26 protein-coding genes are annotated in these 25318 nt (G+C 45.2%); 18 read left to right on the top strand and 8 right to left on the bottom strand.

Features of this window, described 5'->3' with window-relative positions:
* Positions 1 to 396: 396 nt before the first annotated feature.
* On the bottom strand, positions 397 to 3018 hold the full coding sequence (ppc, locus tag MHM87_RS16080; RefSeq protein WP_239260161.1) for a phosphoenolpyruvate carboxylase: 2622 nt from the start codon (positions 3016 to 3018) through the stop codon (positions 397 to 399).
* A gap of 233 nt (positions 3019 to 3251) precedes the next feature.
* Between ppc and MHM87_RS16085 the strand changes: the two genes are divergently transcribed.
* The 10 genes from MHM87_RS16085 to nqrM all read left to right on the top strand — a co-directional run bounded on the left by MHM87_RS16085 (position 3252) and on the right by nqrM (position 13077).
* On the top strand, positions 3252 to 3872 hold the full coding sequence (locus MHM87_RS16085) for an FKBP-type peptidyl-prolyl cis-trans isomerase (protein ID WP_239220028.1): 621 nt from the start codon (positions 3252 to 3254) through the stop codon (positions 3870 to 3872).
* Positions 3873 to 4171: 299 nt separating this feature from the next.
* Positions 4172 to 5350, top strand: a complete 1179-nt coding sequence (fabV, locus tag MHM87_RS16090) for an enoyl-ACP reductase FabV (protein ID WP_239220026.1) — start codon at positions 4172 to 4174, stop codon at positions 5348 to 5350.
* 512 nt (positions 5351 to 5862) lie between these two features.
* Positions 5863 to 7203 (top strand): Na(+)-translocating NADH-quinone reductase subunit A, encoded by a 1341-nt coding sequence (locus tag MHM87_RS16095; protein WP_239260163.1) that lies wholly within the window; start codon positions 5863 to 5865, stop codon positions 7201 to 7203.
* A gap of 3 nt (positions 7204 to 7206) precedes the next feature.
* On the top strand, positions 7207 to 8409 hold the full coding sequence (locus MHM87_RS16100; protein ID WP_014950797.1) for an NADH:ubiquinone reductase (Na(+)-transporting) subunit B: 1203 nt from the start codon (positions 7207 to 7209) through the stop codon (positions 8407 to 8409).
* Complete coding sequence (locus MHM87_RS16105; RefSeq protein WP_014950796.1) at positions 8399 to 9163, top strand: Na(+)-translocating NADH-quinone reductase subunit C; 765 nt, start codon at positions 8399 to 8401, stop codon at positions 9161 to 9163. The genes MHM87_RS16100 and MHM87_RS16105 overlap by 11 nt, the downstream gene beginning before the upstream one ends.
* 10 nt (positions 9164 to 9173) lie before the next feature.
* Positions 9174 to 9806: an NADH:ubiquinone reductase (Na(+)-transporting) subunit D gene (locus MHM87_RS16110; protein WP_014950795.1), complete on the top strand. Its 633-nt coding sequence runs from the start codon at positions 9174 to 9176 to the stop codon at positions 9804 to 9806.
* Between the two features lie 3 nt (positions 9807 to 9809).
* Entirely contained in the window at positions 9810 to 10418 is a 609-nt protein-coding gene (gene nqrE, locus MHM87_RS16115) for an NADH:ubiquinone reductase (Na(+)-transporting) subunit E (protein WP_014950794.1), read from the top strand.
* 20 nt (positions 10419 to 10438) lie between these two features.
* Positions 10439 to 11671, top strand: a complete 1233-nt coding sequence (gene nqrF, locus MHM87_RS16120) for an NADH:ubiquinone reductase (Na(+)-transporting) subunit F (protein ID WP_014950793.1) — start codon at positions 10439 to 10441, stop codon at positions 11669 to 11671.
* 137 nt (positions 11672 to 11808) lie between these two features.
* Positions 11809 to 12834 (top strand): FAD:protein FMN transferase, encoded by a 1026-nt coding sequence (locus MHM87_RS16125; RefSeq protein WP_014950792.1) that lies wholly within the window; start codon positions 11809 to 11811, stop codon positions 12832 to 12834.
* A gap of 9 nt (positions 12835 to 12843) precedes the next feature.
* On the top strand, positions 12844 to 13077 hold the full coding sequence (nqrM, locus tag MHM87_RS16130; RefSeq protein ID WP_014950791.1) for a (Na+)-NQR maturation NqrM: 234 nt from the start codon (positions 12844 to 12846) through the stop codon (positions 13075 to 13077).
* Between the two features lie 105 nt (positions 13078 to 13182).
* Here the strand turns inward: nqrM and MHM87_RS16135 are convergent, their stop codons facing one another.
* Together MHM87_RS16135 and MHM87_RS16140 are read right to left on the bottom strand one after the other, a co-directional pair.
* Positions 13183 to 13482: a type II toxin-antitoxin system RelE/ParE family toxin gene (locus MHM87_RS16135; protein ID WP_014977463.1), complete on the bottom strand. Its 300-nt coding sequence runs from the start codon at positions 13480 to 13482 to the stop codon at positions 13183 to 13185.
* Positions 13482 to 13724, bottom strand: coding sequence for a type II toxin-antitoxin system ParD family antitoxin (locus tag MHM87_RS16140; RefSeq protein ID WP_044583775.1), 243 nt, complete (start codon positions 13722 to 13724; stop codon positions 13482 to 13484). Before MHM87_RS16140 ends, MHM87_RS16135 begins: the two co-directional genes overlap by 1 nt.
* A gap of 252 nt (positions 13725 to 13976) precedes the next feature.
* Between MHM87_RS16140 and dinB the strand changes: the two genes are divergently transcribed.
* The 3 genes from dinB to MHM87_RS16155 all read left to right on the top strand — a co-directional run bounded on the left by dinB (position 13977) and on the right by MHM87_RS16155 (position 16472).
* The gene (gene dinB, locus MHM87_RS16145) at positions 13977 to 15050 is read left to right on the top strand and encodes a DNA polymerase IV (protein ID WP_239260206.1); all 1074 of its coding nucleotides are present in this window, start codon (positions 13977 to 13979) and stop codon (positions 15048 to 15050) included.
* A 219-nt stretch (positions 15051 to 15269) separates the two neighbouring features.
* A complete protein-coding gene (locus tag MHM87_RS16150; protein WP_168534390.1) occupies positions 15270 to 15518 on the top strand; it encodes a DUF1653 domain-containing protein in 249 nt (82 codons plus the stop codon).
* A 63-nt stretch (positions 15519 to 15581) separates the two neighbouring features.
* Entirely contained in the window at positions 15582 to 16472 is an 891-nt protein-coding gene (locus MHM87_RS16155; protein WP_014950788.1) for an MBL fold metallo-hydrolase, read from the top strand.
* Positions 16473 to 16650: 178 nt separating this feature from the next.
* Here MHM87_RS16155 and MHM87_RS16160 read toward each other — a convergent pair whose 3' ends face one another.
* A complete protein-coding gene (locus MHM87_RS16160) occupies positions 16651 to 17658 on the bottom strand; it encodes a LacI family DNA-binding transcriptional regulator (RefSeq protein WP_239260208.1) in 1008 nt (335 codons plus the stop codon).
* A 68-nt stretch (positions 17659 to 17726) separates the two neighbouring features.
* On the bottom strand, positions 17727 to 18245 hold the full coding sequence (locus tag MHM87_RS16165) for a gluconokinase (protein WP_039216382.1): 519 nt from the start codon (positions 18243 to 18245) through the stop codon (positions 17727 to 17729).
* 260 nt (positions 18246 to 18505) lie between these two features.
* Here MHM87_RS16165 and MHM87_RS16170 point away from each other — a divergent pair, with 260 nt between their 5' ends.
* The gene (locus tag MHM87_RS16170; RefSeq protein WP_014980360.1) at positions 18506 to 19846 is read left to right on the top strand and encodes a gluconate:H+ symporter; all 1341 of its coding nucleotides are present in this window, start codon (positions 18506 to 18508) and stop codon (positions 19844 to 19846) included.
* Positions 19847 to 19920: 74 nt separating this feature from the next.
* Here MHM87_RS16170 and MHM87_RS16175 read toward each other — a convergent pair whose 3' ends face one another.
* Together MHM87_RS16175 and MHM87_RS16180 are read right to left on the bottom strand one after the other, a co-directional pair.
* The gene (locus MHM87_RS16175; protein WP_014950784.1) at positions 19921 to 20160 is read right to left on the bottom strand and encodes a VF530 family protein; all 240 of its coding nucleotides are present in this window, start codon (positions 20158 to 20160) and stop codon (positions 19921 to 19923) included.
* Between the two features lie 69 nt (positions 20161 to 20229).
* Positions 20230 to 21135 carry a sterol desaturase family protein gene (locus MHM87_RS16180; protein WP_239220020.1) on the bottom strand — a complete coding sequence of 302 codons (906 nt, stop codon included), beginning with the start codon at positions 21133 to 21135 and terminating at the stop codon, positions 20230 to 20232.
* Between the two features lie 87 nt (positions 21136 to 21222).
* Here MHM87_RS16180 and MHM87_RS16185 point away from each other — a divergent pair, with 87 nt between their 5' ends.
* Complete coding sequence (locus tag MHM87_RS16185; protein ID WP_014977456.1) at positions 21223 to 21894, top strand: Crp/Fnr family transcriptional regulator; 672 nt, start codon at positions 21223 to 21225, stop codon at positions 21892 to 21894.
* A gap of 87 nt (positions 21895 to 21981) precedes the next feature.
* On the opposite strand, the gene rutR is transcribed toward MHM87_RS16185, so the two are convergent.
* Positions 21982 to 22656 (bottom strand): HTH-type transcriptional regulator RutR, encoded by a 675-nt coding sequence (rutR, locus tag MHM87_RS16190; RefSeq protein ID WP_239260211.1) that lies wholly within the window; start codon positions 22654 to 22656, stop codon positions 21982 to 21984.
* A 309-nt stretch (positions 22657 to 22965) separates the two neighbouring features.
* Between rutR and rutA the strand changes: the two genes are divergently transcribed.
* The 3 genes from rutA (at position 22966) to rutC (ending at position 25304) form a co-directional block, all read left to right on the top strand.
* Positions 22966 to 24054 carry a pyrimidine utilization protein A gene (gene rutA, locus MHM87_RS16195; protein ID WP_014950780.1) on the top strand — a complete coding sequence of 363 codons (1089 nt, stop codon included), beginning with the start codon at positions 22966 to 22968 and terminating at the stop codon, positions 24052 to 24054.
* A complete protein-coding gene (rutB, locus tag MHM87_RS16200; RefSeq protein ID WP_232380248.1) occupies positions 24054 to 24788 on the top strand; it encodes a pyrimidine utilization protein B in 735 nt (244 codons plus the stop codon). The genes rutA and rutB overlap by 1 nt, the downstream gene beginning before the upstream one ends.
* 132 nt (positions 24789 to 24920) lie before the next feature.
* Positions 24921 to 25304 carry a pyrimidine utilization protein C gene (gene rutC, locus MHM87_RS16205; RefSeq protein WP_014950778.1) on the top strand — a complete coding sequence of 128 codons (384 nt, stop codon included), beginning with the start codon at positions 24921 to 24923 and terminating at the stop codon, positions 25302 to 25304.
* Positions 25305 to 25318: the final 14 nt, after the last annotated feature.

The following is a 25318-nucleotide window of genomic DNA, read 5'->3' on the forward strand; positions in this document are numbered from 1 at the left end:
TAGGCCCGCCGTTAATACGTCCATGTAGGCTTCGCCGCCGCATCCCTGCGGTGGAGAGCCTACATTTTAAGTGCCTTCCCAGTCTTTACATCAAGATGCGATTTTATAAGTCCTCATTACTCTAGAGTAGAAAGCCTGTAACGACCTTACGTATCCAGTCTTTTTGTTGCGTCTTTGTAGGCTTCGTCACCGCATCCTTGTTATAGGAGAGCCTGTTTCTCAAACTCCTGCCAATTCAATCCATTACCGAACATCCTTTGGCACACTCATGACTTGAGAAAGAAGCGAGCCTGTTAAAACCTTATAAAACTCGCTCGCTAGAGTTAAGCAACATGCAAAAAAAAGCCTGCTCAATGAGCAGGCTTCTAGTAACAACGCTAAGCGCTTAATTGGGTATTACCCCGTATTACGCATACCGATGGCAATACCCGCGATGGTAACCATCATGGCGCGTTCTAGACTGGTGTTCTGTGCATCGTCACCGGCTTTACGGATACGATCTAGAAGCTCAATTTGCAGGTAATGAAGGGGCTGAAGGTATCCTGCGCGGATCTCCATCGATTCTTTACCCTGCGGGTCGTTCTTCATTATGTCGTCGTTGCCAGTGATAGCCAACAGCGAGGAGATACTTTGTTTTAGCTCGCTGCGCAGCGCTTCACCAAAATGTTTGAGCTCTTTGGGTACCAAGCGCTCATCATAAGCTTCACTGATACGCGGATCGGCTTTATGGAACACCATGTCCAGCATTGAAAGACGTGAACGATAGAACGGCCATTCGCTGAACATTTCGTTAACCACTTTTTCGTTTTCCGGGGTCTTCACGCTATCAATAGCACGCATAACGCCTAGCCAGCTTGGTAGCACCAAACGGGTTTGTGCCCAAGCAAATATCCATGGAATAGCGCGTAGGCTCTCAATACCGCCTTGTGGCTTACGCTTCGCTGGGCGACTACCTAGTGGGAGTTTGCCTAACTCTTGCTCTGGCGTTGCAACACGGAAGTAAGGTACGAACTCTTTATCGTGACGCACGGTTGCACGATAGTTGTCACGACCTTGGGCTGCCATTGCAGTTATAAGCTCTCGCCATTCTTCTTTTGGTGCCGGAGGCGGGAATAACATGGCTTCAATTATGGCGCTGGCGTAAATACCTAGGCTGCGTTTAGCCAGCTTAGGCATACCGAATTTATAGCGAATAGTTTCGCCTTGCTCAGTTACACGGAAGCCGCCGTCTAGCGAGCCAGGAGGCTGAGAGTAAATGGCAGCATGTGCTGGCAAGCCACCACGACCAATTGTACCGCCACGGCCGTGGAATAGCGTCAGGCTTACGTCAAACTCATCAGCAATCGCAACCAAGGCTTCTTGTGATTGGTATTGAGCCCAGCCCGCAGCAAGTGCACCTGCGTCTTTGGCTGAATCTGAATAACCAATCATAACGAATTGACGACCTTTAACGTAACCGCGATACCAGTCGATAGACAGAAGTTTGCGCATTACGTCAGGCGAGTTGTTCAAATCGTCTAGCGTCTCGAACAATGGCGCCACTGGCATTGCCCAATCTACACCACTTTCTTGAAGTAGCAGCTGAACGGCCATAACGTCCGATGGCTCACTGGCCATAGAGATAATATAGATACCAAAACCGTGTTTGCTGTGCTTCGCAATTACCTTACAGGTATCAAGCACTTCTTTCACGTCATCAGACGCATCCCATTGAGCAGGGAATAGCGGGCGTTTTGAGCCAAGCTCGCGCAATAAGAACGCTTGCTTGTCGGCTTCGCTCCACTGAGCATAATCACCAAGACCTAGGTAGCGTGTTAGTTCGCTGAAAACGTCTGCATGACGTTCAGAGTCCTGACGCACGTCAAGGCGCAGAAGGTGAATGCCAAATACACGAGCACGACGAATAGTGTCTAGCAGCAGACCGTTTGCTACAACTTGCATTCCGCAGTCTAACAGTGACTGGTAGCAAAGCATCAGTGGTTCAATTAGCTCATCATCACTTTCAACCCAGTTTGAAGTATCTGGGTTTTTACCTGCTAAGTAGTCGCTAATGCCATCGCGGGTTGCGATGAACTTGTCCACAAGTGGACGAAGAAGGGCGCGGTATGGCTCGTTGGCGTCGCCGACTTTTTCGCGTAACGCGTCGTTGCAGTCGTACATTGAAAGCTCAACTTGCAAGCGATCAAGATCAATCGCGAAAAGCTTGGCCGCACGTTTTCTAGCAAGTAATAATACTTGCTCAGTCACTTTTGACGTTACAAATGGGTTGCCGTCTCTGTCGCCGCCCATCCAAGAGCTAAACTGAACGGGAGACGCATCTAGTGGCAGTGATACTTCATAATCTTCGTTTAGGCGACCATCAAGCTCGCGCATAAAGTCTGGCACTGCTTCCCATAATGAGTTTTCAATAACAGAGAAGCCCCAGCGTGCCTCATCAACCGGTGTTGGACGTACTGAACGAATTTCTTCAGTGTGCCAAGCCTGTGCAATAAGGTCAGCAATACGGGTTTCAATTTTCTTACGCTCAACATCATTAAGCGACTCTTGGTGAATAGCCTGAAGGCAGTTCGCCAATTCTTTATGTTTGTGAATAAGTGTACGGCGCGTAACCTCAGTTGGGTGCGCGGTCAGTACAAGATCGATGTTCAGTTTTGCAACCGCATCCTGCACTTTTTCAGCTGTTAATTCAGCTTTATCTAGGTGTTTAAATAGTGCATCAATAGACGCATCAACATTCATTGCCGCATTGTATTCTTGCTCAGCAATGTTGCCCAAATTCAAGAATTGTGCGAATGCACGGCCAACAGTAAGCAAATCGCTGTCAGACATTGTTTTGAAAGTTTCTTTCAGTTCTTCGCTACATGTAGCGTCTCCCTGATAAGAAGCTCGGCCGCCTTTACGAATCTTTTCAATACGGTCTAGCCACTCTTGACCCAATTGATTTTTGATTGTTTCACCTAAGGTTTTACCTAGGTATCGAACGGTATCTTTCAGTTCAGCATCGTAGTGTGTTTGCATGCTATCCTCCTAAATATATGGCCTTAACCATACTGTGTCCTTTGCGACTTGTCTAACCACTTTCGGTTATAATTTACAACATTTTGATACTTTTGCACCCTAGTTAACATTGCTCAAAGCAAGATATTTTGTGGTGTGATACACTCTTGCACCGGAAAATGCAGAAACATTCTCGCGTTATGCGTTTTGTTTGAAATTTGTACTGCATTTGTAATTTAATTTCAGGAGTTCTTGTGACTGATACATTCAATACAGTAGAAACCCAAGCAAGTTACGGCATTGGTTTTCAAATGGGTCAACAATTACAATCAAATCCGTTTGACGGACTAGCGATTGACGCTGTTGTAGCTGGCCTAAAAGACGCCTTCGCAGGTCAAGCGCCTCAGGTTGATAACGACACACTACGTGATGCGTTCGGCGAAATTCACAAGCGTATGCAAGCGGCTAAAGAAGAAGCAAGCAAAGCGGTTATTGAAGAAGGCACAAAGTACCTTGAAGAAAATGCGAAGCGTGACGAAGTAACCGTTACTGAATCTGGTCTTCAGTATGAAGTTATTGCTGAAGGTGACGGTGAAACACCAGTTGCGGCTAGCACTGTACGTGTTCACTACCACGGTACACTTATTAACGGTACCACTTTTGACAGCTCTTACGAGCGCGGCCAGCCAGCTGAATTCCCAGTAGGCGGCGTTATTAAAGGTTGGACTGAAGCACTTCAACTTATGAAAGTAGGTGCTAAGTACCGTTTATACGTGCCACATGAGCTTGCTTACGGTGAGCAAGGTGCGGGTGCAGCTATTGCACCATACAGCACGCTTATCTTTGACGTAGAGCTTCTAGACGTTCTAGGTTAATGTGTTGTTCACAGGTGTGCAGTTCTGTACACCTGTGTTCCATTTTTTCTTATTCATAGTTCATAACGTTTTAAAAACTAGCCCGCACTTCGTTGAATTTAGCGATATGGCCTAATGTTTCTTTTTCCTATCTCTTTTCTTCTCTGTCTTTTCTCGTAAATACAAAGCAAAGCTAAATTTGGCACGTTGTTTCATTGGTGTCGCCTTGCGTTTGCGATATGCTAGGTTTCATCTGCTCCGAGTTGTTATCAGTGGCTTCGGCATTACAATAGCCCCACGCTCAAATAAGGAAAATTATTATGGTTATCAAGCCTAAAGTGAGAGGCTTCATTTGTACAAACGCGCACCCTGTTGGCTGTGCAACGGCGGTTGACGAACAAATTGCTTATGTAGAAGCAAAAGGCGACTTAGGCGAAGGCCCTAAAAATGTATTGATTATTGGTAGCTCTACGGGGTACGGCCTAGCATCACGCATTACTTCTGCGTTCGGCTATGGCGCTAAAACGCTGGGTGTGTGTTTTGAAAAAGCACCAACGGAACGTAAAACGGGTACTGCCGGTTGGTACAACACCGCTGCATTCCACGAAAAAGCCAAAGCAAAAGGCTTGTATGCAGAAACTATTAATGGCGATGCGTTTTCCGATGAAATCAAAAATGAAACCATCGAAAAAATCAAAGCTGAAATGGGCAAGGTTGATTTGGTCATTTATAGCCTTGCATCCCCGCGTAGAACCGACCCAGAAACAGGCGTAACGTATAAATCTACGCTTAAGCCTGTAGGGCAGGCGTACACTACGAAAACCTACGATACTGATAAAGACAAAGTGCATGAAGTATCGCTAGAGCCAGCCAACGACGAAGAAATCCTTAACACCATCAAAGTGATGGGCGGTGAAGATTGGGAACGTTGGATGGACTTTTTACGTGAAGCCGATGTGCTTGCTGAAGGCTGTAAAACCACCGCATATACCTATATCGGTAAAGAACTAACATGGCCTATTTATGGTCAAGCGACGATTGGTAAAGCGAAAGAAGACCTAGATCGCGCTGCCGCAGCCATTATTGGTAAAAACAGTGATTTGCTTGTGCAAGCCAATGTGAGCTCGTTGAAAGCACTGGTAACGCAGGCAAGCTCAGCCATTCCTGTAATGCCTCTGTATATTTCACTTATTTACAAAGTGATGAAAGAGGAAGGCACCCACGAAGGGTGCATTGAGCAGATTCATGGCTTGTTCACACAGTGCCTGTTCGGCAATACACCAACGTTAGATGAAGCAAATCGCTATCGCATGGATGGCAAAGAAACTAACGACGCAACACAGGCAAAAATTAAGGCGCTATGGGATCAAGTGACACAAGAGAACTTTCATGACTTAAGTGACTACAAAGGTTACAACCATGAGTTCTTAAAACTGTTCGGTTTTGACATTTCAAGTGTTGATTACGACAGTGAAGTTGACCCAATGGTTAATTGGTAAAACCTAAACTTACCATTAATTAACCTAATGCTTATATGCGCAAAAGCCGTCTGATTTGACGGCTTTTTTGTACCTGATTACAAGTTGATACGGCATATGGATTTGCAAAATGTAAATGAATAAGACCAAAGGTTTACATTAAATTGTAGAAAAATTTGCCTTTATCTAGAAATAGCGTGGCACAAACGTATGGGTTAATGCTAAAATCCCGAAATTAAGTAGGGGTCTTTTCTGCCTCTACCAAAACAGCAGTAGCGATTGCAGCTACACAACAACAATAATAAGTGTAAATTTCTGCTGGTGGTCTATAAAGAAAGGGCGAATTAAGCGTCCGCAAAAGGAATTATGCGTTACGGCTTCATAACAGGCTGACCGTAGCAATTGCAGCAAGTTCCATCAATCAACAACGAAAAGGTGTTCTACACCTGTTAATAGTGCGTTTTTGCATGCTGACAGGCAGGTTTTCTGCGGTCATGCAAAAGGGTATTTCTATTAGAGTAGTGCGATTACATATGATAAAAATCAAGAAAGGTCTCGACCTCCCAATTGAGGGAGCGCCAAAGCAGGAGATTGCTGATGCATCTGCTGCAACGCGCGTTGCCATTCTGGGAGAAGAATATGTGGGTATGCGCCCTACCATGCACGTCCAAGTTGGCGATGTAGTGAAGAAAGGTCAGGTGCTTTTTGAAGACAAAAAGAACCCTGGCGTTAAATTCACTGCCCCAGCAGCGGGTGAAGTGGTAGAGGTTAACCGTGGTGCAAAACGTGTTCTTCAGTCTGTAGTTATCAAAGTGAACGGCAGCGATGCTGTAACTTTTGATAAAATTGCAGCTGACCAGATCGCGAGCGCTTCACGCGAGCAGCTTCAGTCAATCCTTGTAGAGTCAGGCATGTGGACAGCGTTCCGTACACGTCCATTTAGCAAATCTCCTAAGCTAGACTCTGTTCCAAGTTCAATTTTCGTTACAGCAATGGATACCAATCCACTAGCAGCAGATCCTGCAGTGATTATTGCTGAGCGCCAAGACGATTTCGTAAATGGTCTTAAAGCATTAACGCAATTGAGCGGTGGCAAGACTTACGTTTGTAAAGCGGCAGGTGCATCTGTTGCTACTGGCGATGCGGCAGTTGATGTTGAAGAATTTGGCGGTCCTCACCCTGCGGGCCTACCGGGTACTCACATCCACTTCCTTGATTCTGCTGGCATGAACAAAACGGTTTGGCACATCAACTACCAAGACGTTATGGCAATTGGTGCATTGCTGACCTCTGGCGAGCTAGATAACCGTCGTGTTATTTCACTTGCAGGTCCTGCAGCAACTAACCCACGCCTAGTGCGCACCGTAATGGGCGCAGACTTGACCGAGCTTACTGCTAACGAGCAAGTAGACGGTGAAGTACGTGTTATCTCTGGTTCTGTACTTAGCGGTACGACAGCGATGGGCGTTCACGGCTTCCTTGGTCGTTTCCACACCCAAGTTTCACTACTAAAAGAAGGTCGCGAGAAGAAATTGTTCGGTTGGATCCTACCTGGTTCAAACCAACACTCAGTGACTCGTGCTTACTTAGGTCACCTAAGTGGCGGCAAGAAATTTGATATGACAACAACTACCAATGGTTCTGAACGTTCTATGGTTCCAATTGGTAATTACGAACGCGTTATGCCCCTAGATATCATTCCTACGCTTCTGCTTAGGGACCTGATTTCTGGTGATACTGACGGTGCTCAGACGTTGGGTTGCTTAGAGTTGGACGAAGAAGATTTGGCATTGTGTACTTATGTATGCCCTGGCAAATACAACTACGCTCCTATCTTACGCGACTGTTTGACCACGATAGAGAAAGAGGGTTAAGTCATGGGTTTAAAAGCGTATTTAGAAAAGATCGAACCAAACTTCGAACCAGGTGGTAAGCATGAAAAGTGGTATGCGCTTTACGAAGCTGCGGCGACCATTTTCTACACCCCAGGTAAAGTAAATAAAGCTAACACGCACGTGCGTGACAGCATTGACCTTAAGCGCATCATGATCATGGTATGGATGGCAACATTCCCAGCTATGTTCTTTGGTATGTATAACATTGGTTTCCAAGCGCAAGAAGCAATTGCTGCTGGCGCAGGAACACTACCTGATACGTGGCAAGCAGGCCTATTCGCTGCCCTTGGCGGTGACTTGGCAAATGCGGGTACACTAGGTCTATTCTTCTATGGCGCATGTTTCTGGCTGCCAATCTACGCGGTAACGTTCGCGGTAGGTGGTTTCTGGGAAGTATTGTTCGCGTCTGTGCGCAAGCACGAAGTTAACGAAGGTTTCTTCGTTACATCGGTACTATTCGCACTAACACTTCCAGCTACTATTCCTCTATGGCAAGTTGCACTAGGTATTACCTTCGGTGTTGTAATTGCTAAAGAAGTATTCGGTGGTACAGGTCGTAACTTCCTTAATCCAGCATTGTCTGGTCGTGCATTCCTTTACTTTGCGTATCCTGCGCAAATTTCAGGTGACCAAGTATGGGTAGCGGCAGATGGTTATTCTGGTGCAACGTCTCTAAGCCAAGCGGCTTCAGGCAACCTTGATTACGCGAACATGGATCAGTGGATGAACAGCTTCATCGGTACTATCTCAGGTTCAGCGGGTGAGGTGTCTACCCTTGCTATTATTCTTGGTGGCTTGTTCATCATGTACATGCGTATAGCAAGCTGGCGCATTGTTGCTGGTGTAGCAATTGGTGTGGCGTTCTTCGCAACCTTGCTAAACCTAATCGGCAGCGATACGAACCCTATGTTTGCAATGCCTGCTCATTGGCACTTTGTTGTTGGTGGTCTTGCTTTTGGTATGTTCTTTATGGCGACAGACCCAGTTTCTGCGTCATTCACAAACCAAGGTAAGTGGGCTTACGGTATCTTCATTGGTTTCATGACGGTACTAATCCGCGTCCTAAACCCAGCCTTCCCTGAAGGTGTAATGCTAGCAATTCTATTTGCTAACTTGTGGGCGCCACTGTTCGACTATTTCGTCGCACAAAGCAATATCAAGCGGAGGGTAGCACGTGTCGGCTAAGAAAGAATCTTTAGGCAAAACGGTAGGTATTGTTGTTGCCGTATGTTTAGTTTGTTCAATTGTTGTTTCTGGTGCGGCTGTTGGCCTTCGCTCTCTACAACAAACAAACGCAGCTCTAGATAAAAAGAGCAACATTCTTAATGCTGCAGGCCTTTATGAAATGGGCATGAGCAATAGCGCAATTGAAAGCACGTACAGCGAGCGAGTAGAACAGCGTTTTGTTAATCTTGACGAAGGTACTTTCGTAGAAGCGCCTAAGCCAGATTACGATATGTATAAAGCAGCCAAAGAAACTGAGTACAGCACAAAGGTAACTAACAGCAATGTTGGTTTCCAACGCCGCCCTAACGTGGCAAGTGTTTACTTAGTTCGCGACGACGCAGGTGATGTATCTCGTATCATCCTTCCTGTTCACGGCAGCGGCCTTTGGGATCTTATGTACGGTTTCTTAGCGGTAGACGCAGACGGCCAAACGGTTCGCGAGCTTATTTACTATCAGCAAAAAGAAACGCCAGGACTAGGTGGTGAAGTGCAAAACCCTGCTTGGCAGGACAAATGGGACGGCAAAGAGCTTTACGAGAATGGCGAAGTTGCTATTCGCGTAGTGAAAAATGCTAACCCTAGCAATCCTCACACTATCGATGCGCTTTCAGGTGCAACCCTAACCAGCAACGGTGTTGAAAACACTATTCGTTACTGGGTAGGCGAGCAAGGCTTCGGCCAGTTCCTGAAGAACCAAGCATGGCGTTCATAAGGGAAGTCTCATGGCAGATACTAAAGAAATGAAAAAGGCCCTCTTTGGGCCAATCCTGGACAACAACCCGATCGCCCTACAGGTGTTGGGTATCTGTTCAGCACTGGCAATTACCACTAAGCTGGAAACAGCATTGGTAATGTCGCTTGCGCTTACAAGCGTTGTAGCGTTCTCAAACTTGTTTATTTCACTAATTCGTAACCAGATCCCATCTAGCGTTCGAATTATTATCCAGATGACTATCATTGCGTCGTTGGTAATCGTTGTTGACCAAATTCTGAAAGCGTATTCGTATGAAATATCGAAGCAGCTGTCGGTATTCGTTGGTCTGATTATTACTAACTGTATCGTAATGGGTCGTGCTGAAGCTTACGCCATGAAGAGCCCACCTCTGATGAGCTTCCTTGATGGTATTGGTAACGGCTTGGGTTACTCTTTCATTCTAATTGTTATTGGTACAATTAAAGAGCTATTTGGTTTCGGTACTATTTTAGGTTTCGAAATCCTTCCACTGGTTCAAAACGGTGGCTGGTATCAGGGTAACGGTTTGTTAATCCTACCATTCAGCTCATTCTTCTTAATCGGCGGTATGATTTGGTTTATCCGTACTATCCGTCCAGAGCAAGTAGAGCCTAAGGAGTAAGTCATGGAACATTATTTGTCGTTATTTGTTCGCTCAATTTTCGTTGAGAACATGGCGTTATCACTTTTCTTAGGTATGTGTACATTCCTAGCGGTATCTAAGAAAGTTAAAACTGCTATGGGTCTTGGTGTTGCAGTTATCGTGGTACTAGGTATCTCTGTACCCGTTAACCAAGTTATTTATGTAAACATTCTTGCTCCAGGCGCACTAGCATGGGCAGGTTTCCCAGAAGCTGACCTAAGCTTCCTTAACTTCCTAACGTTTATCGGTGTTATCGCGGCGTTGGTACAGATTCTAGAGATGAGCTTAGACAAGTTCTTCCCTGCGCTTTACAACGCACTAGGTATCTTCCTTCCGCTAATTACCGTTAACTGTGCAATCTTCGGTGGTGTGGCGTTTGCGGTACAGCGTGAATACAACTTCACTGAAAGCATCGTTTACGGCGTTGGTAGTGGTATGGGCTGGGCACTAGCAATTGTATTGCTAGCGGCAGTACGTGAAAAGCTGAAGTATGCTGATATGCCTGATGGTGTTCGTGGTCTTGGTTCTGTATTCATGATCGCTGGCCTAATGGCACTTGGCTTCCAGTCATTCACTGGTATTCAGCTGTAATAGAGCTCGGGAGCATATAAATGAATAACGTAGAAATATTTCTTGGCGTCGGCATGTTTATTGCCATCGTATTGGCGCTAGTATTTATCATTATGTTTGCCAAGTCTAAATTGGTACCAAGTGGTGATGTAACTATCACTATCAATGGTGACCCAGACAAGGCAATCAAAACTGCACCGGGTGGCAAACTACTTGGTGCACTAGCTGACGCAGGTTACTTCGTATCGTCTGCGTGTGGCGGCGGTGGCTCGTGTGGCCAGTGTCGTGTAGATGTACACTCAGGTGGCGGTGAAATCCTGCCAACTGAACTAGACCACATCACCAAAGGTGAAGCGCGCGAAGGCTGCCGTCTTTCATGTCAGGTTGCTATTAAGCAAGACATGGAAATTGAGCTGGAAGAGTCGGTATTTGGTGTTAAGAAGTGGGATTGTGAAGTTATCTCTAATGATAACAAAGCAACCTTCATCAAAGAACTTAAGCTTAAAATTCCAAACGGTGAAAGTGTACCTTTCCGTGCAGGTGGTTATATTCAGATTGAAGCGCCAGCGCACCACGTTAAGTACAAAGAGTTCGATATTCCTGAAGAATACCGCGGTGACTGGGAGCGTTTTGGCTTCTTCGACATCGAGTCTAAAGTAGACGAAGAGACTATTCGTGCTTACTCAATGGCGAACTACCCAGAAGAAGAAGGCATTATTATGTTGAACGTGCGTATCGCTACGCCGCCACCTAATAACCTAAGCCTACCTGCTGGTAAAATGTCATCGTACATTTGGAGCCTGAAAGAAGGTGACAAAGCGACTATCTCTGGTCCATTCGGTGAATTCTTCGCGAAAGAAACTGAAAACGAAATGGTATTCGTAGGTGGTGGTGCAGGTATGGCCCCAATGCGTTCTCACATCTTCGATCAGCTTCGTCGCCTTAAGTCTAAGCGTAAGATGAGCTTCTGGTACGGTGCACGTTCACTTCGTGAAATGTTCTATACAGAAGACTTCGACGAGCTAGCAGCAGAAAACGATAACTTTGAGTGGCATGTAGCACTTTCTGATCCTCAGCCAGAGGACAACTGGGAAGGTTACACTGGGTTTATCCACCAAGTACTTCTTGAGAACTACTTGAAAGATCACCCTGCACCAGAAGACTGTGAGTTCTACATGTGTGGCCCACCTATGATGAACGCGGCCGTAATCAACATGCTTAAAGATTTAGGTGTTGAGGACGAAAACATCATGCTAGATGACTTCGGTGGCTAGGCGTTTAATTTAAGAGCTACTCGCTTAAAAGTTATTAAGCATATTAAAAGGGGCGTAAGCCCCTTTTTCGTTGAAGCAAAACGCAGAATGCACATAATAGCGATTGAATAATGTGCATATTAGCTAAGGACAACATCGTGATTCGATTTGCTATTCGAATTTTCCTCGCCTTTGTTGCGGTAGGTATTCTACTTCTCGCAAGCTGTAGCGACGAAAAAACGCCTGTAGTACACCTGCAAGGGCAGACAATGGGCACAACCTACAATGTTAAGTACCTTGTAGCGGAGACACCGGTAGAAGGCTTACAAGCTGAAATAGATGCCCGTCTTGTTGAGGTTAACAAGATGATGTCTACTTACGACCCAACGTCAGAACTATCAAGGTTCAATCAATATCGCTACACCGACAATTTCGCCGTATCGCCAGATACGCTAACTGTGGTTAACGAGGCATTACGCTTGGCTAACCTTAGTGGCGGAGTACTTGATGTTACCGTTGGCCCATTGGTTAATTTATGGGGGTTTGGACCAACTAAGCGCCCTGAAAAAGTACCAAGCCAGACAGACATCGACGATATTCGCGAATATGTGGGTTATAAGAAGCTGTCAACCACGCCTACAGGCTTGAAGAAAAGTCACCCAATGCTTTATGTCGACCTGTCGACTATTGCAAAAGGTTTTGGCGTTGATGAAGTGGCGGAGATCCTTGAAAACCACAACATTGAAAACTACCTTGTAGAAATAGGTGGTGAAATGCGTGTGAAAGGTGAACGAGGCGACGGCAGTGAGTGGCTGATTGCCATTGAAAAGCCAGTTACCACTGAACGTGCTGTTCAAAAAGTTGTCTCAATAGGAGAAAACGCGGTTGCTACATCAGGTGACTATCGCAACTATTACGAAGAAGACGGCGTTCGTTATTCGCATCTAATCGACCCCACAACGGGCAAACCTATCTCACATAACCTGGTTTCGGTTACGGTAATTCATCCTTCTTCAATGACGTCTGATGGTTTGGCTACGGCGTTTAATGTAATGGGATGGGAACAAGCGATAGCGGTTGCTGAGCAAGAACAACTCGCTGTATTCCTCATTCGTCGCACAGAAGACGGATTTGAAGAGTATGCATCGCCAGAATTTGATAAACTGGTCACAGTTCATAATTAGGGGGTAGCAATGTCTACATTCATTCTTGCTTTTGGTTTCTTTCTAACAATGGTACTGGCTATGGCTGTAGGTTACCTTTTTCAGAAAAAATCAATCTCTGGAAGCTGTGGTGGCTTAGGTGCACTAGGCATAGAAAAGGCCTGTGACTGTCCAGAACCGTGTGACCGTAAAAAGTCGCGCATGGAAAAAGAAGAAGCCCGCCAGAAAAAACTAAACGAGTGGAAGCAGAACCAAATTTTGTAATGCTTAACCCCTCGTTGGTTTAAGGTTTAAAAGCGCTGTTTGATACTAATCGACAGCGCTTTTTTGTTCTGTGAGTATATCTATCTAGCTCGTTAACGTTGAGTTCTATTGAAGTTGCCGAACGATATCCATTGATTGATGAAGAACCCTAATTATTCTGATACCGTATTTGAACTTTCTAAAAACGATCATATGTTTATTCACATAGCTAGAAAAACACCCCCATTTTATATCATTTCTCGGTATAGCTAACGCCGAGTTGGCATCGTTTGCAAGCTCGATAAATCTTGACTCAAGGTCATCTAAATAATTATTGCGTTGCTCCTTGCCCCAGTACTCTTCGGTATAAACACCGATCTCATATAGATCATTGGCAGCAGCTTTTGAAACGCGGAATTTAGTCACTATCTACTATCTAGCCGTTTCTTAAGAGAGTCCATTGAAAAATTAATGTCGTCTTCACTTTGTTCTCCTTCTTCAATCAAGAGCCTCAGCGCATTTAACTTTGACGATGCGTCTTGTTCTTGAAGCAGTCTCAATGCAGCGCGAATTACCTCGCTTTGATTGTTATAATTGCCTGAACTTACCATCGCTTCGATAAATTCGCTCATACTTCTACTTGGTTGAAATGTAATTGTTCTAGCCATATGACAAACCCTGTAAGTAAATTACTTACAATATAGCCGGATCGTCTCACACTCGCAATTACGCCTAAGTAAAAGTAAGCGTTATTAATGGGCTTATTTGTATTAATTCCTGTTCAACATTGCCTTGAATCATGCGTGTGAGGCATCAATCTTATCAAGAATCGACAACGACATAGTGTAATTAAACGCTATTGATAATATACTGTCTTTTTGTACAGTTTAGTGTGAACACGTTAAGGTCAAAGGCAGGTAATGCGAAAAATTATCCACGTCGACATGGATTGTTTTTACGCCGCAGTTGAAATGCGCGACAACCCAGCCTTGCGCGATATTCCCATTGCGATAGGCGGCAGTGCCGACCGTCGAGGGGTTATTTCTACCTGTAACTATCCCGCCCGTAAATTTGGTGTGCGCTCAGCTATGGCTACAGCGTATGCTTTAAAGCTATGCCCAAACTTGACCCTCGTAAAAGGGCGCATGGATGTGTACGCTGCCGAGTCGCAAAAAATACGTAAGATATTTGCTGATTATACCGACCTCATTGAGCCTTTATCATTAGATGAAGCCTACCTAGACGTGACTAATAGTGAATTTTGCGGTGGCAGCGCCACGTTAATTGCCGAAGAAATACGCGAGCGCATTAAAAATGAACTTGGGTTTACAGCTTCAGCAGGTGTTGCGCCTTGTAAGTTTGTGGCAAAAGTGGCGAGCGATGAAAATAAGCCCGATGGAATTTGTGTTATTACTCCTGATAAGCTCGATGAGTTTGTACGCGAAATGCCACTAAAGAAAATACCGGGCGTAGGCAAAGTCACCATGCAAAAGCTTCAGCGTATGGGGCTTAATACCTGCGACGATGTTCGCCAATACCCTTTTGAGCGCATTCAAAAAGAGCTGGGTAAATTTGGCAGTGTGCTGTGGGAGCGAGCTCACGGTATTGATGAGCGTGAACTATCGGTATCTCGTGAGCGAAAGTCTATCGGCGTAGAGCGCACGCTAAGCGAAGACATTCACACCTTCGAGCAATGTATAGACTTTTTGCCACATTTATTTGAAAAGCTTCAAGAGCGAATGGAAAATCACAAGAAGCGAACGGGTAAGCCTGTACGTATTCGCACGCAGGGCGTTAAGCTTAAGTTTAACGACTTCCAACTAACCACGGTAGAACACCGCTGTGCCACGCTTGATGAAGCGTATTTTCGCACGTTAATGCAGGAAGCCTTTGAACGAGCAACAGGGCGGGGTATTCGTCTTGTTGGCGTTCACATAGGCCTTGCTGCCGACCAATCAACACAGCAATTGGTGTTGCCTTTTGAACCGATTTAGCCAATAAGCTCAGTACTTTTTAAGTACTAACATGCAGTAGCCTCAATCTAACCACTTGTTATACTTAACGCACTGATACTCTGCGATAGACTGACGCTTTTGTATTACCCGATAAAAGGCCAATCCCACAGAGTTTAGTTTCTAAGACCATTTAATCTTTGGCAAATGAAAGCGATTGGCTAACCCTTACTATTTTTTTCCACTTAAATGAAGGACGTTATGGACTCGAAAGAACTTAAAACCCCAGGTCGCTACAAACATTACAAAGGTAATTTATACGATGTATACGAAGTGGCGACGCATTCAGAAGATGAAAGTAAGCTAGTGGTATACCGCCCATGCTACGGCGAAAAAGCGCTTTGGGTTCGTCCACTAGATATGTTTGTTGAGTTGGTTGAAAAAGACGGAGAAACACTCCCCCGTTTTGCCTATGTTGGCAATATTCCAGATGATGAAAAAATGATCTAATTGTGAAATTAGGTCATAGTGTAAGAGGTCTTTAATAAACAGGCTTCTTACAAGGAAATAATAATGAAAACTGCACCTCGTTTTAGCGCACACATTTTGGCTGCGTTTATTGCTGCGAGCCCTTTGGTTTATTCAACGATTAATCCCGCAAATGCACAAGATAGATTTGCCGATGTCGAAGTTAAAGCGACAGCGATAAAAGGCTCAGTGCACATGCTTACAGGTGCAGGTGGAAATATCGGCGTATCTGCTGGGGAAGACGGTGTTTTGATCATCGACGATCAATTTGCGCCGCTTGCAGAAAAGATAGCGGCCCAGCTTGGTGAGCTCGGGAGTGACAAGCCAAAGTATGTGATAAACACGCACTATCACGGCGATCACACAGGCTCTAATGCGTTTTTCCACAGCCATAAAGGCGCGACCATTCTGGCGCACGAAAATGTGCGTGTTCGCCTAGCTAACGATGAAAAGATAAAACCGGAAGCGCTGCCAACTATCACCTATGAAGACGGCATAAAAATTTACTTCAATGGTGAAACCCTTCACGTCATGCACTTAGCGGTAGGCCACACCGACGGCGATAGCGTAGTGTGGTTCGAGCAACCCAACGTTATGCACACCGGCGACTTGTTCTTTAATGGTCGCTTTCCCTACATCGACCAAGGTGCTGGCGGTAATGTGGAAGGCTATATGGACTCAGTAAAACAGCTGCTTGCTAAAATAGACGATGAAACCGTTATTATTCCTGGCCACGGCGACATCAGTAATAAGCAAGAATACAGCGCATTTTTAGCTATGATCTCTGAAACGTTCAGCTACGTTAAGGCACTTAAGCAAGACGGCAAAACCCTCGATGAAGTTAAAGCGATGGGCTTAGACGATAAGTGGGCCGACTGGAGCTGGAATTTCATCAATGAAGAGAAGTGGATAACTACACTCTATACTGATGCCTAAATAGTATTGGTTACACTTTAATATCGAGCGAGTGTGCAGGGGAGTTTTCTTTACGACCCTGCAATTTCGTTAAAATGACTCTATCACTGGATTTTTGAGCACAAACTTCAAAGGCAATAGGTTAGGAAGCGCAGGTTTTCGAGCACCAAGTCTAGGGGCTAAAGCTGCCAAACGTCTACTATGCGGTTTCTCGTATTTTAAGCTCAAAGGGTAAAACTTGGCTCGCTTGTTCAACGTCTTCGCCCTCTATTAGCGATATCAATGATTCAGCTGCCATTTCTGCCATCTTACGGCGCGGGACTGATACGGTTGTTAGGGCAGGGTAAATTGAGCGCGCAAAACTCAGGTCGTTGAAACCGCAGATATCGATATCCTTGCCAGGTTTGATACCTCGTCTATTACATTCCATCACCGCGCCAGCAGCAAGCTCGTCACTCACAAAAAATAGCGCATCAGTGTCCGGCCATTTATGCAGTGTTTCTGAAAGAAGCTCAGCACCAGCTTGAAATGTGGCGTCGGCTCTAGAGGAAACATATCGCTCGGCGGACAACTCAGCATTGTCCAGTGCGGTTGCCCAGCCCTGCTTTCTCAATATTGCACGCCAATCTAAATACAATGAGCAAAAAGCAATGTTGCGGCGCCCTTTGTCGATAAGATGCTGGGTCATAGACTGGGCTGCTAATTCGTTATTTACCCCGTAGTTAATATCAAAAGGCTCATTAGAAATATCCATAATTTCGGCCACAGGCGTCCCTGTGGCTAGCAGCATTTTTCTCGTTTCTTCAGTGTGGCGCGTGGAAGTAAGAATGAATCCACTCACGTTTTGTTGAATGTAAGATTCGACAGTACGCTCCTCGCCAAGCTCGGTATAGGTCGAGTCGCCAATCATCAGTGCATAATTGGCTTTGTCGGCAACGGCCTTTACGCCTAACATCACATCGTTAAACACATTGTTTCCAAAAGACGGAAGCAATAACGCGATGGTTCTATTATTGTCTGAGCATAATGACTGGGCGGCGCGGTTCGGAATATAGTTTAGCTCTCGCGCTGCATTTTTGATCTTAAGGGCGAGTGATTTAGAGATGCCACTAGAATTATTAAGCGCACGAGATACGGTAGTTTTGTGAACCCCCAAATGATTGGCTACGTCTGATATTTTTGTGCGTGACTTTTTTACCTTACTCATTCTTCGATCTTTTTATGTGCTGCTAGGTCCGCTAATCCGCGCGGAAGTGAGTGTTAATGTCGTGATGTTTAATTCGATATCAAAGGGCGTATAAAGTCTTCCGCCTGCTGAGAAACACACTCGAAAGTTTGTGTAACATCAATAATGAATGCGTTGTCTTTAGAAGGCAGCTCTAAGGCTGCAAACTGGCTTTCGAGCATAGCATCACCGTTAAAAAAATGCTCCCGTTGTTTTAATCGCGCACTAAGCACAGACTGTGACGCATGAAGGTAAATAAAGTGGCAGTGAGGCGCGATATCTTTGGTTAGCACGTCACGATAGGCTGAGCGCAGCGCTGAACAGCTTATAACCACGTTCCGGCCGGCGTGAATGTGTTGCTTGGCAATCATGTTTAACGTAATTAACCACTCCCATCTGTCTGCATCCTGCAGTGGTATACCTGAAGACATTTTCTCTACGTTTGCCTCGCTATGGTAACGATCTCCTTCTTCGAAAGGCATGTCAAAACGTTGGGCTAAATGCTGGCTCAATGTCGATTTTCCCGTCCCTGAAACTCCCGAAACGAAAAATACATGGCAATGGGTCATAAGCTTATCTCTCACATTAAAATTCAGGAGTACATCAAGAGCGAGTTATTTGGTCTCCATCTTACTCATAAATATTAGTTTGGAAACCGGTTGCGTTCAAGGGGTGATTATAATAGTGTTACCAGATAGCTATCTTGTATTAATAAATATTTAACATTGGCTGGGTTTTTCAACTTAGCTTGTAAAGGTAGCGGGTGATTTCCGTATTATGGCTTCGTCGACATGAAGACAATGTCACTAACAGGTACCAGAGAGCACGTATGACCGATACTTTTTCCCTTCTTTTTGTCGCCATTTGTAGCATTGTGCTTCTCACATATTTAGTTGTAGTTAGAAAAGTTCATGCTTTTATCGCTATCCTTGTGGCAGCAGCGTTTGTTGGCCTGGGTACGGGAATGCAAGCGGCCGACGTACTGGCTTCCATGCAGTCAGGCATGGGCAACACGCTGGGATTTGTAGCGACCATTGTTGGTCTTGGTGCTATGTTCGGGCAATTCTTAGAAGAATCCGGCGGCATTGATAGGCTTTCGCAAACTATCAACAATAAATTTGGTGATAAGAATAGTCAGTGGGCTGTTGTGTTAACGGGGTTTCTTGTTGCTATACCTGTCTTCTTTGAAGTGGGGCTTATCATATTAATGCCTCTTATTTATTCGTTAGCAAAGAAATCAGGAAAGTCGCTTATTTATTACGGAATCCCGCTCACAGCAGGACTCGCTGTCACTCACGCTTTTATTCCTCCAACACCAGGACCTGTAGCGGTAGCTTCAATTTTAGGGGCGGATATCGGCTTAGTCATTTTGTTCGGCTTTATCGTTGGTATTCCTTGCGCCTGTTTAGCCGGCCCAATTTACGCAACATTTTTAGCGAAACGCCTGCACGTACCTGTCCCAAACCATATCATTGAAGCTTCACATAAAAAGCCAAAGGAACTCCCCAGCTTTGGTTCAGTTGCGGCGCTACTGACATTTCCGCTAGTGGCTATTCTGGTGGGTACGTTGGCAAAGTTTACGCTTTCCGAAGGTGTCTTGAAGGAGGCGTTGCTATTTATTGGGCATCCCTTTATCGCCCTGACCATTGCAACCATTGCTTGTTTTAAAGTGCTAGGGAAGAAGCAAGGCTTATCAAGCGAACAAATTAGAAACATTGCATCAAGAGGGTTAGAACCGGTTGCCCTAGTCATACTGGTGACAGGCGCGGGTGGCATGTTTAAACAAGTGCTCATCGATTCTGGGGCGGGGCAGGCCTTCGCCGATGTTGTCGCATTATCGCCGCTCCCACCATTGGCAGCCGGGTTTCTTATCGCAATTTCAGTCAGAATTATTCAGGGCTCGGCTACGGTGGCCATGTTAACGGCTGCTGGTTTAATGGGCCCTGTAGTGCAGGAACTGGCGTTTTCACCATCAGTACTCGCCCTGATGACAATTGCAATAGCGGCAGGCGCTACGGCCATGTCTCACGTGAACGATACGGGGTTTTGGATCGTAAACCGTTATTTTGATATTTCTGTGAAAGACACGTTTGTGTCTTGGACGTGTATGGCAACCCTAATAGGTTTTATTGGGCTTTTTCTCGTACTAATGCTTGGTTTATTTGTCTAATGTCCCAAGCGGCTCAGACCAACTTGAATCGTTTTAGTGGAAACCGGTTTCAAGCTTTTGCAGCTCAAATGGCTTTAAGATTCACCATTTGAGGCATTATTACTAAACGTCTGTATATAAAGCTGCTCTACTTTATCTCGCGCCCATTGGGTTTTTCTAAGAAACTTAAGTGACGATTTAATCGAAGGATCGTTATTAAAGCAGTTCACTTTGATGCGGTAATACAATCCATCCCATCCGTAACGCTCGTGAAGTTGCGTGACGATTTTCTCTAGCGTTAAGCCATGTAAGGGATTATTAGGTTGCTGATTCATAAAGTGCCGCTGCTTGTTCTAAATTAAGACCCTAGTCTAGCACGAACCCACTTGCTGCGTATCAATGCGCTAAGCTTTACTTTCAATTGTTTCACCCGTAGGTATTTGTTTTGTGTTCGGTATCAAAGGTTGGCTAGCGTCGTTCACTTTCGTCGATGGACTTCGCACTACTCTAGGCTTTCGCGGTGTTTTATAAAGCGGCCAAATAAGCTGTTCTTTCCAGTTGGCGTAAAACATCCCCTCAATACCGTATTGCGCAGGATACTGCCTGGTGATCTTAGCGGTACCAAATAGCACATCCCAAAAGAACAACAGGTTTCCATAATTACCTTTATAGTTGGTCACGCCGTCATCGGCTTTTAATCCGTGATGCGCACTATGTGTTGAAGGCGTTGATATGGTGCGTTCAATTACCCAGGCCACAGGATGTAACCTCCGAATATTGTAAAGTCTCTTATCCCATTTCCACTCCGCGTGGGCGCCAGTGATAACGGTAAGTTTAATCACCAAGTAAAAGGCATAGGTCCAACCCAATCCTAGGTAAATTAGTGCACCGGAAAACCATAGCGAAGGCATAAACAGGTAATAGAAAAAGTTATTTCTGTAAATAATGCGAACGCTCATGTACTTAGCGTTATGGTGGGCTCTATGTAAGTTGTAAAGAAATCGGGTGGAATGTGAAAGCCTATGCCACCAATATTGCATCATGTCATCGAAAATCAAAAGTAGCGCTATGTGCAAGAGAATAGGGGAATCTACAAGTATTCCCTGATATTGGGGAAATGCTAGTGCCATCATTGTTGCAGAACAAAATAGAACCAGTGGCTGAGTTACAATAAATAAGAGTAACGTACCTATCAGCTCTACTTTTCCATCATCGCTTACTTCTGTCGCTTTTTTAAATAGCTTACCATTCTTCGCTTCTAGCAAAGCAAACATAATAAAAACCGCTAAAATTGCCCATTGATAACCCATTGTAATGACTCCCACCAAGAGATTGTTGAGAGTGAATTTACATTGCGTTAACATGCAAGAATATATACTTGTATAGATTTGAATGTCATGTCTTACATTCACGGCAAGCAGCAAACCATTATGCCTGACGACTACGTCGAGCTTTGTTTGCCTTTTGGAACGCTAAGAACCTATGCGGCTACCTCGACAATTCACGATAGGGGAAGTAAAAACAAAGGGCTGTCTGTTGTGGTATCAGGAGAAGTAAAGATTGGTAATTATGGCCTGGACGGCAGTTATCAAATTACTACTGTATTGCAACGAGGAGATACGTTTGGCGAGTTCACATTGTATGCATCACTTGCAAGAACGCATCACGCTGAAGCGCTAACGGAATGTAAGGTATTACAAATACCTGAACCTGCTTTTCGTTCTCTGACAAGCCAACATCCAGCGATTGCTGAATTCATCACCCGGTCACTGGCAATAAAGCTTCACTCGGCGCTGGAAAGGTTGGATGATATTCGACGCTTACCCACTCACGTCCAGTTAGCTAAGCTAATTTATCAATCGTATCTTACCTCTAAGCACGTCTTTATACCGTTAAGGCAAAGCGATTATGCTGAAAGATTGGGCGTTACCGTACTTACCGCACATAAATCATTAACGAAGCTGTATGATTTAAAGTTGATTGAAAAGCGCTACGGGGGCGTGGCAATTACCCAGGTCGAGCGACTGGAAGGTTTTTTGAAAGAAAGTTCGTCACTATTACCATTGTAAGAGCGGTTAATGCGCTCCACATGCGAGAGCGCCAAAAGACCCTCCCTCAAATTTATTCCACGCCCGTGGCAACTCATGCATCAAGTATTACGCTGGCTTTAGCCCGCCTAAAATAATGTGCTGAATGTTGCTTAGCGTGCTCTCGAAGAAAGCGGGATCGCTTAAATCTTTACCGGTTACGGCTTTGATCTGCACGCTGAAATCGGCGTAATGCTGAGTAATGGCCCAAATGCTGAATATCAAGTGTATAGGGTCAACAGGCTTTAGCTTACCCGCTTCAATCCATTCGATAATGACGGCGCTTTTCGCGTCCAGCAGTGTTTTGAGCGGCGTTTCTAATTCCTTTATTAAAAGAGGGGCACCTTGTACCACCTCCATACAAAAAAGCTTAGATTCAGCTGGATTGTCCCTCGACATTTCAAGTTTTACTTTAATGTAGTCGCTCAGGGTTTCTATAGGGTCTTGTTCTGCTGAAAAGCTCTGAAGGGGCGTTAACCATACATCTAAAAGGTGGGTAATAACCGATAAGTACAAACCCTCTTTACTTTTAAAGTAATACAGTAAATTACTTTTTGAGACATTCGCTAGTTCCGATACTTGCTCTACAGTGGTACCACTCACGCCGTTCTTTGAGAACAAGGAAAGGGCAGCATCCATAATGCGAGTACGCTTTTCTAATAACGCTTTTTCTCTTCGCTTTTGCGTGGTCGGGCTAAATGCTCTCGCTGATTTCGTATTTGTTTGACCTTCAGATTTACTCACTACTTGTCTCTTCTTTACCGGAATTTCCGTGATCAGGCGCTTAGTTTACGTGGAGTTTTCGTCGCTATAAACCCATTTGCACAAATATGCACCAATTAAGTTCAATTGCACTGGACTTGGTGCTCCAAATTGAACCACCAAGTCCAATTTGGGATATTGAAATTTTTAAGTGGCTGAATTTTATGGGTTAAATAAATTGGCCTGCTTTATGCTGTTCACTAAGTATACCGCCACTTCAATGTTTTGAATTCGGCAACCTTAAAAAAAGCGGGATAAACCGCTTAAAACGCATACAAGCAGAGGTACAACATGGATATAGGTGTATTTATTCCGATTGGGAACAACGGCTGGCTAATTTCGAAAAATTCGCCTCAGTTCAAACCTTCCTTCGATCTCAACAAAGAGATTGTAATGAAGGCTGAAAAGTACGATATGGATTTTGCGCTCTCTATGATCAAGCTACGAGGGTTTGGCGGTGAAACCGAATTTTGGGACTACAACTTAGAGTCGTTTACGTTAATGGCAGGCCTTGCTGCTGTTACCTCAAAAATTCAACTATATGCCACGGCTGCCACACTAGTCTTGCCGCCTGCAATCATGGCGCGCATGGCCAGTACCATCGATTCTATCTCTAACGGACGTTTTGGCGTAAACCTAGTCACTGGCTGGCAACGCCCTGAATACTCGCAAATGGGTATGTGGCCGGGCGATGAATTTTTCGGTAACCGCTATGAGTATTTGGATGAATACATTCAGGTAGTCAAAGAATTATGGGAAACCGGAAAAAGCGATTTTAAAGGCGAGCATTTCCAAATGGATGATTGCCGAATGTTGCCCAAGCCACAGCGAAAAATTCCACTTATCTGTGCCGGTCAAAGCGCAGCAGGCATGGATTTCTCGGCGCGTCATGCCGACTATAATTTCTGCTTTGGTAAAGGCGTAAATACACCTACCGCTTTTGCACCAACCGCAGCGCGCTTAACTGAAGCGGCTGAAAAACACGGTCGCAGCGTAGGTTCAGCGGTACTTATCATGGTTATTGCCGATGAGACGGATGAAGCCGCCATGGCGAAATGGGAAAGCTATAAAGACGGCAAAGATCAGTCAGCGTTGGACTGGATGGCAACGCAAGGAGCTGCTGATAAGAAATCGGGTAAAGACACGAATATCCGCGATATGACCAACCCAACCTCAGCAGTAAACCTGAACATGGGGACGCTGGTGGGTTCCTATGAGTCGGTGGCCTCTATGCTTGATGAAATAGCCACAGTGCCGGGCTGTGAAGGTGTATTGCTGACCTTCGATGACTTCCTTAAAGGCATGGATGATTTCGGCACTAAAATTCAGCCGCTAATGAAATCCCGTCAGCATTTGCTTAGCACATCGGGAGCCGCCTAATGTCAGCAGGTGAAATATTTGAGGTCTCAGGGTGCTTTCAAGCGCGCCAGACGGGGCAGCCCGTACTGCCAGCTAAGCCTGAACCGTTGACGTTAAACCCTGCGGAAACTGCCGTTATTGTGGTGGATTTGCAAAACGCTTATGCCAGTAAAAACGGCTACTTAGACAAGGCGGGTTTTGATGTGTCCACTACGGCGCCAGTCATTGAAAACACCACTAAAGTACTTGAAACAGCGCGGGCTGCAGGCATGCCTGTGGTGTTCTTGCAAAATGGATGGGATGCCGACTACAAAGAGGCCGGCGGCCCCGGTTCGCCGAACTGGTATAAGTCTAATGCCCTTAAAACCATGCGCAAACAACCAGAGCTTAAGGGCACTTTGCTTGCCAAGGGTACTTGGGATTACGCGCTTGTAGATGCGCTAAAGCCTCAAGATGGCGACATCGTTATTCCTAAAACCCGTTACAGCGGTTTTTACAATACTAATTTAGACAGCATGCTGCGCGCACGCGGTATTCGCAACTTAGTGTTTACAGGCATTGCAACCAATGTCTGTGTGGAATCTACGCTGCGCGATGGCTTCCACCTGGAATATTTTGGTGTGGTGCTGGCCGATGCGGCATATCAAGCTGGCCCGCCAGACATTCACGAGGCCTCACTTTTCAACATTCAGACGTTTTTCGGGTGGGTGTCTACCACCGCGCAGTTCTGTGAAGTATTTGAAGGGACGAGTTAGGTGCTTTCTTCTTAGCATCTACTAGCCACGCAGACAAAAACAACACGATAAATCAGTTAGCAAGAATTGAAGTAAACCATTTATAGGCGCTAGGCAGCAACGCATAGAAAGCGCAACGAAAAGGATAAGAACATGCCAAAGAAAGCCATTATTCCAGCAGGTACATCAACACCTATAGCTCCTTTTGTTCCAGGCTCTATGGCTGACAATATTCTGTATGTGTCAGGTACCTTACCGTTTGACGAAAACAACGACGTAGTCCATGTGGGTGACGCCGAAGCACAAACGCGCCACGTTCTAGAAACCATTAAAAGTGTCATCGAAGAAGCGGGCGGCACTATGGATGACGTCACCTTCAACTCAATTTTTATTACCGATTGGGATGACTACGCCGCGGTAAACAAGGTGTACGCCGAATACTTTCCAGGTGAAAAGCCAGCGCGCTACTGCATTAAGGTTGGGCTGGTAAAGCCTGAAGCCTTAATTGAAATTGCGTCTGTAGCACACATTGGGTAGGTGATTATGTTTGG

It is taken from the genome of Alteromonas sp. Cnat3-28 (assembly GCF_022348265.1).
Taxonomy (GTDB): domain Bacteria; phylum Pseudomonadota; class Gammaproteobacteria; order Enterobacterales; family Alteromonadaceae; genus Alteromonas; species Alteromonas macleodii.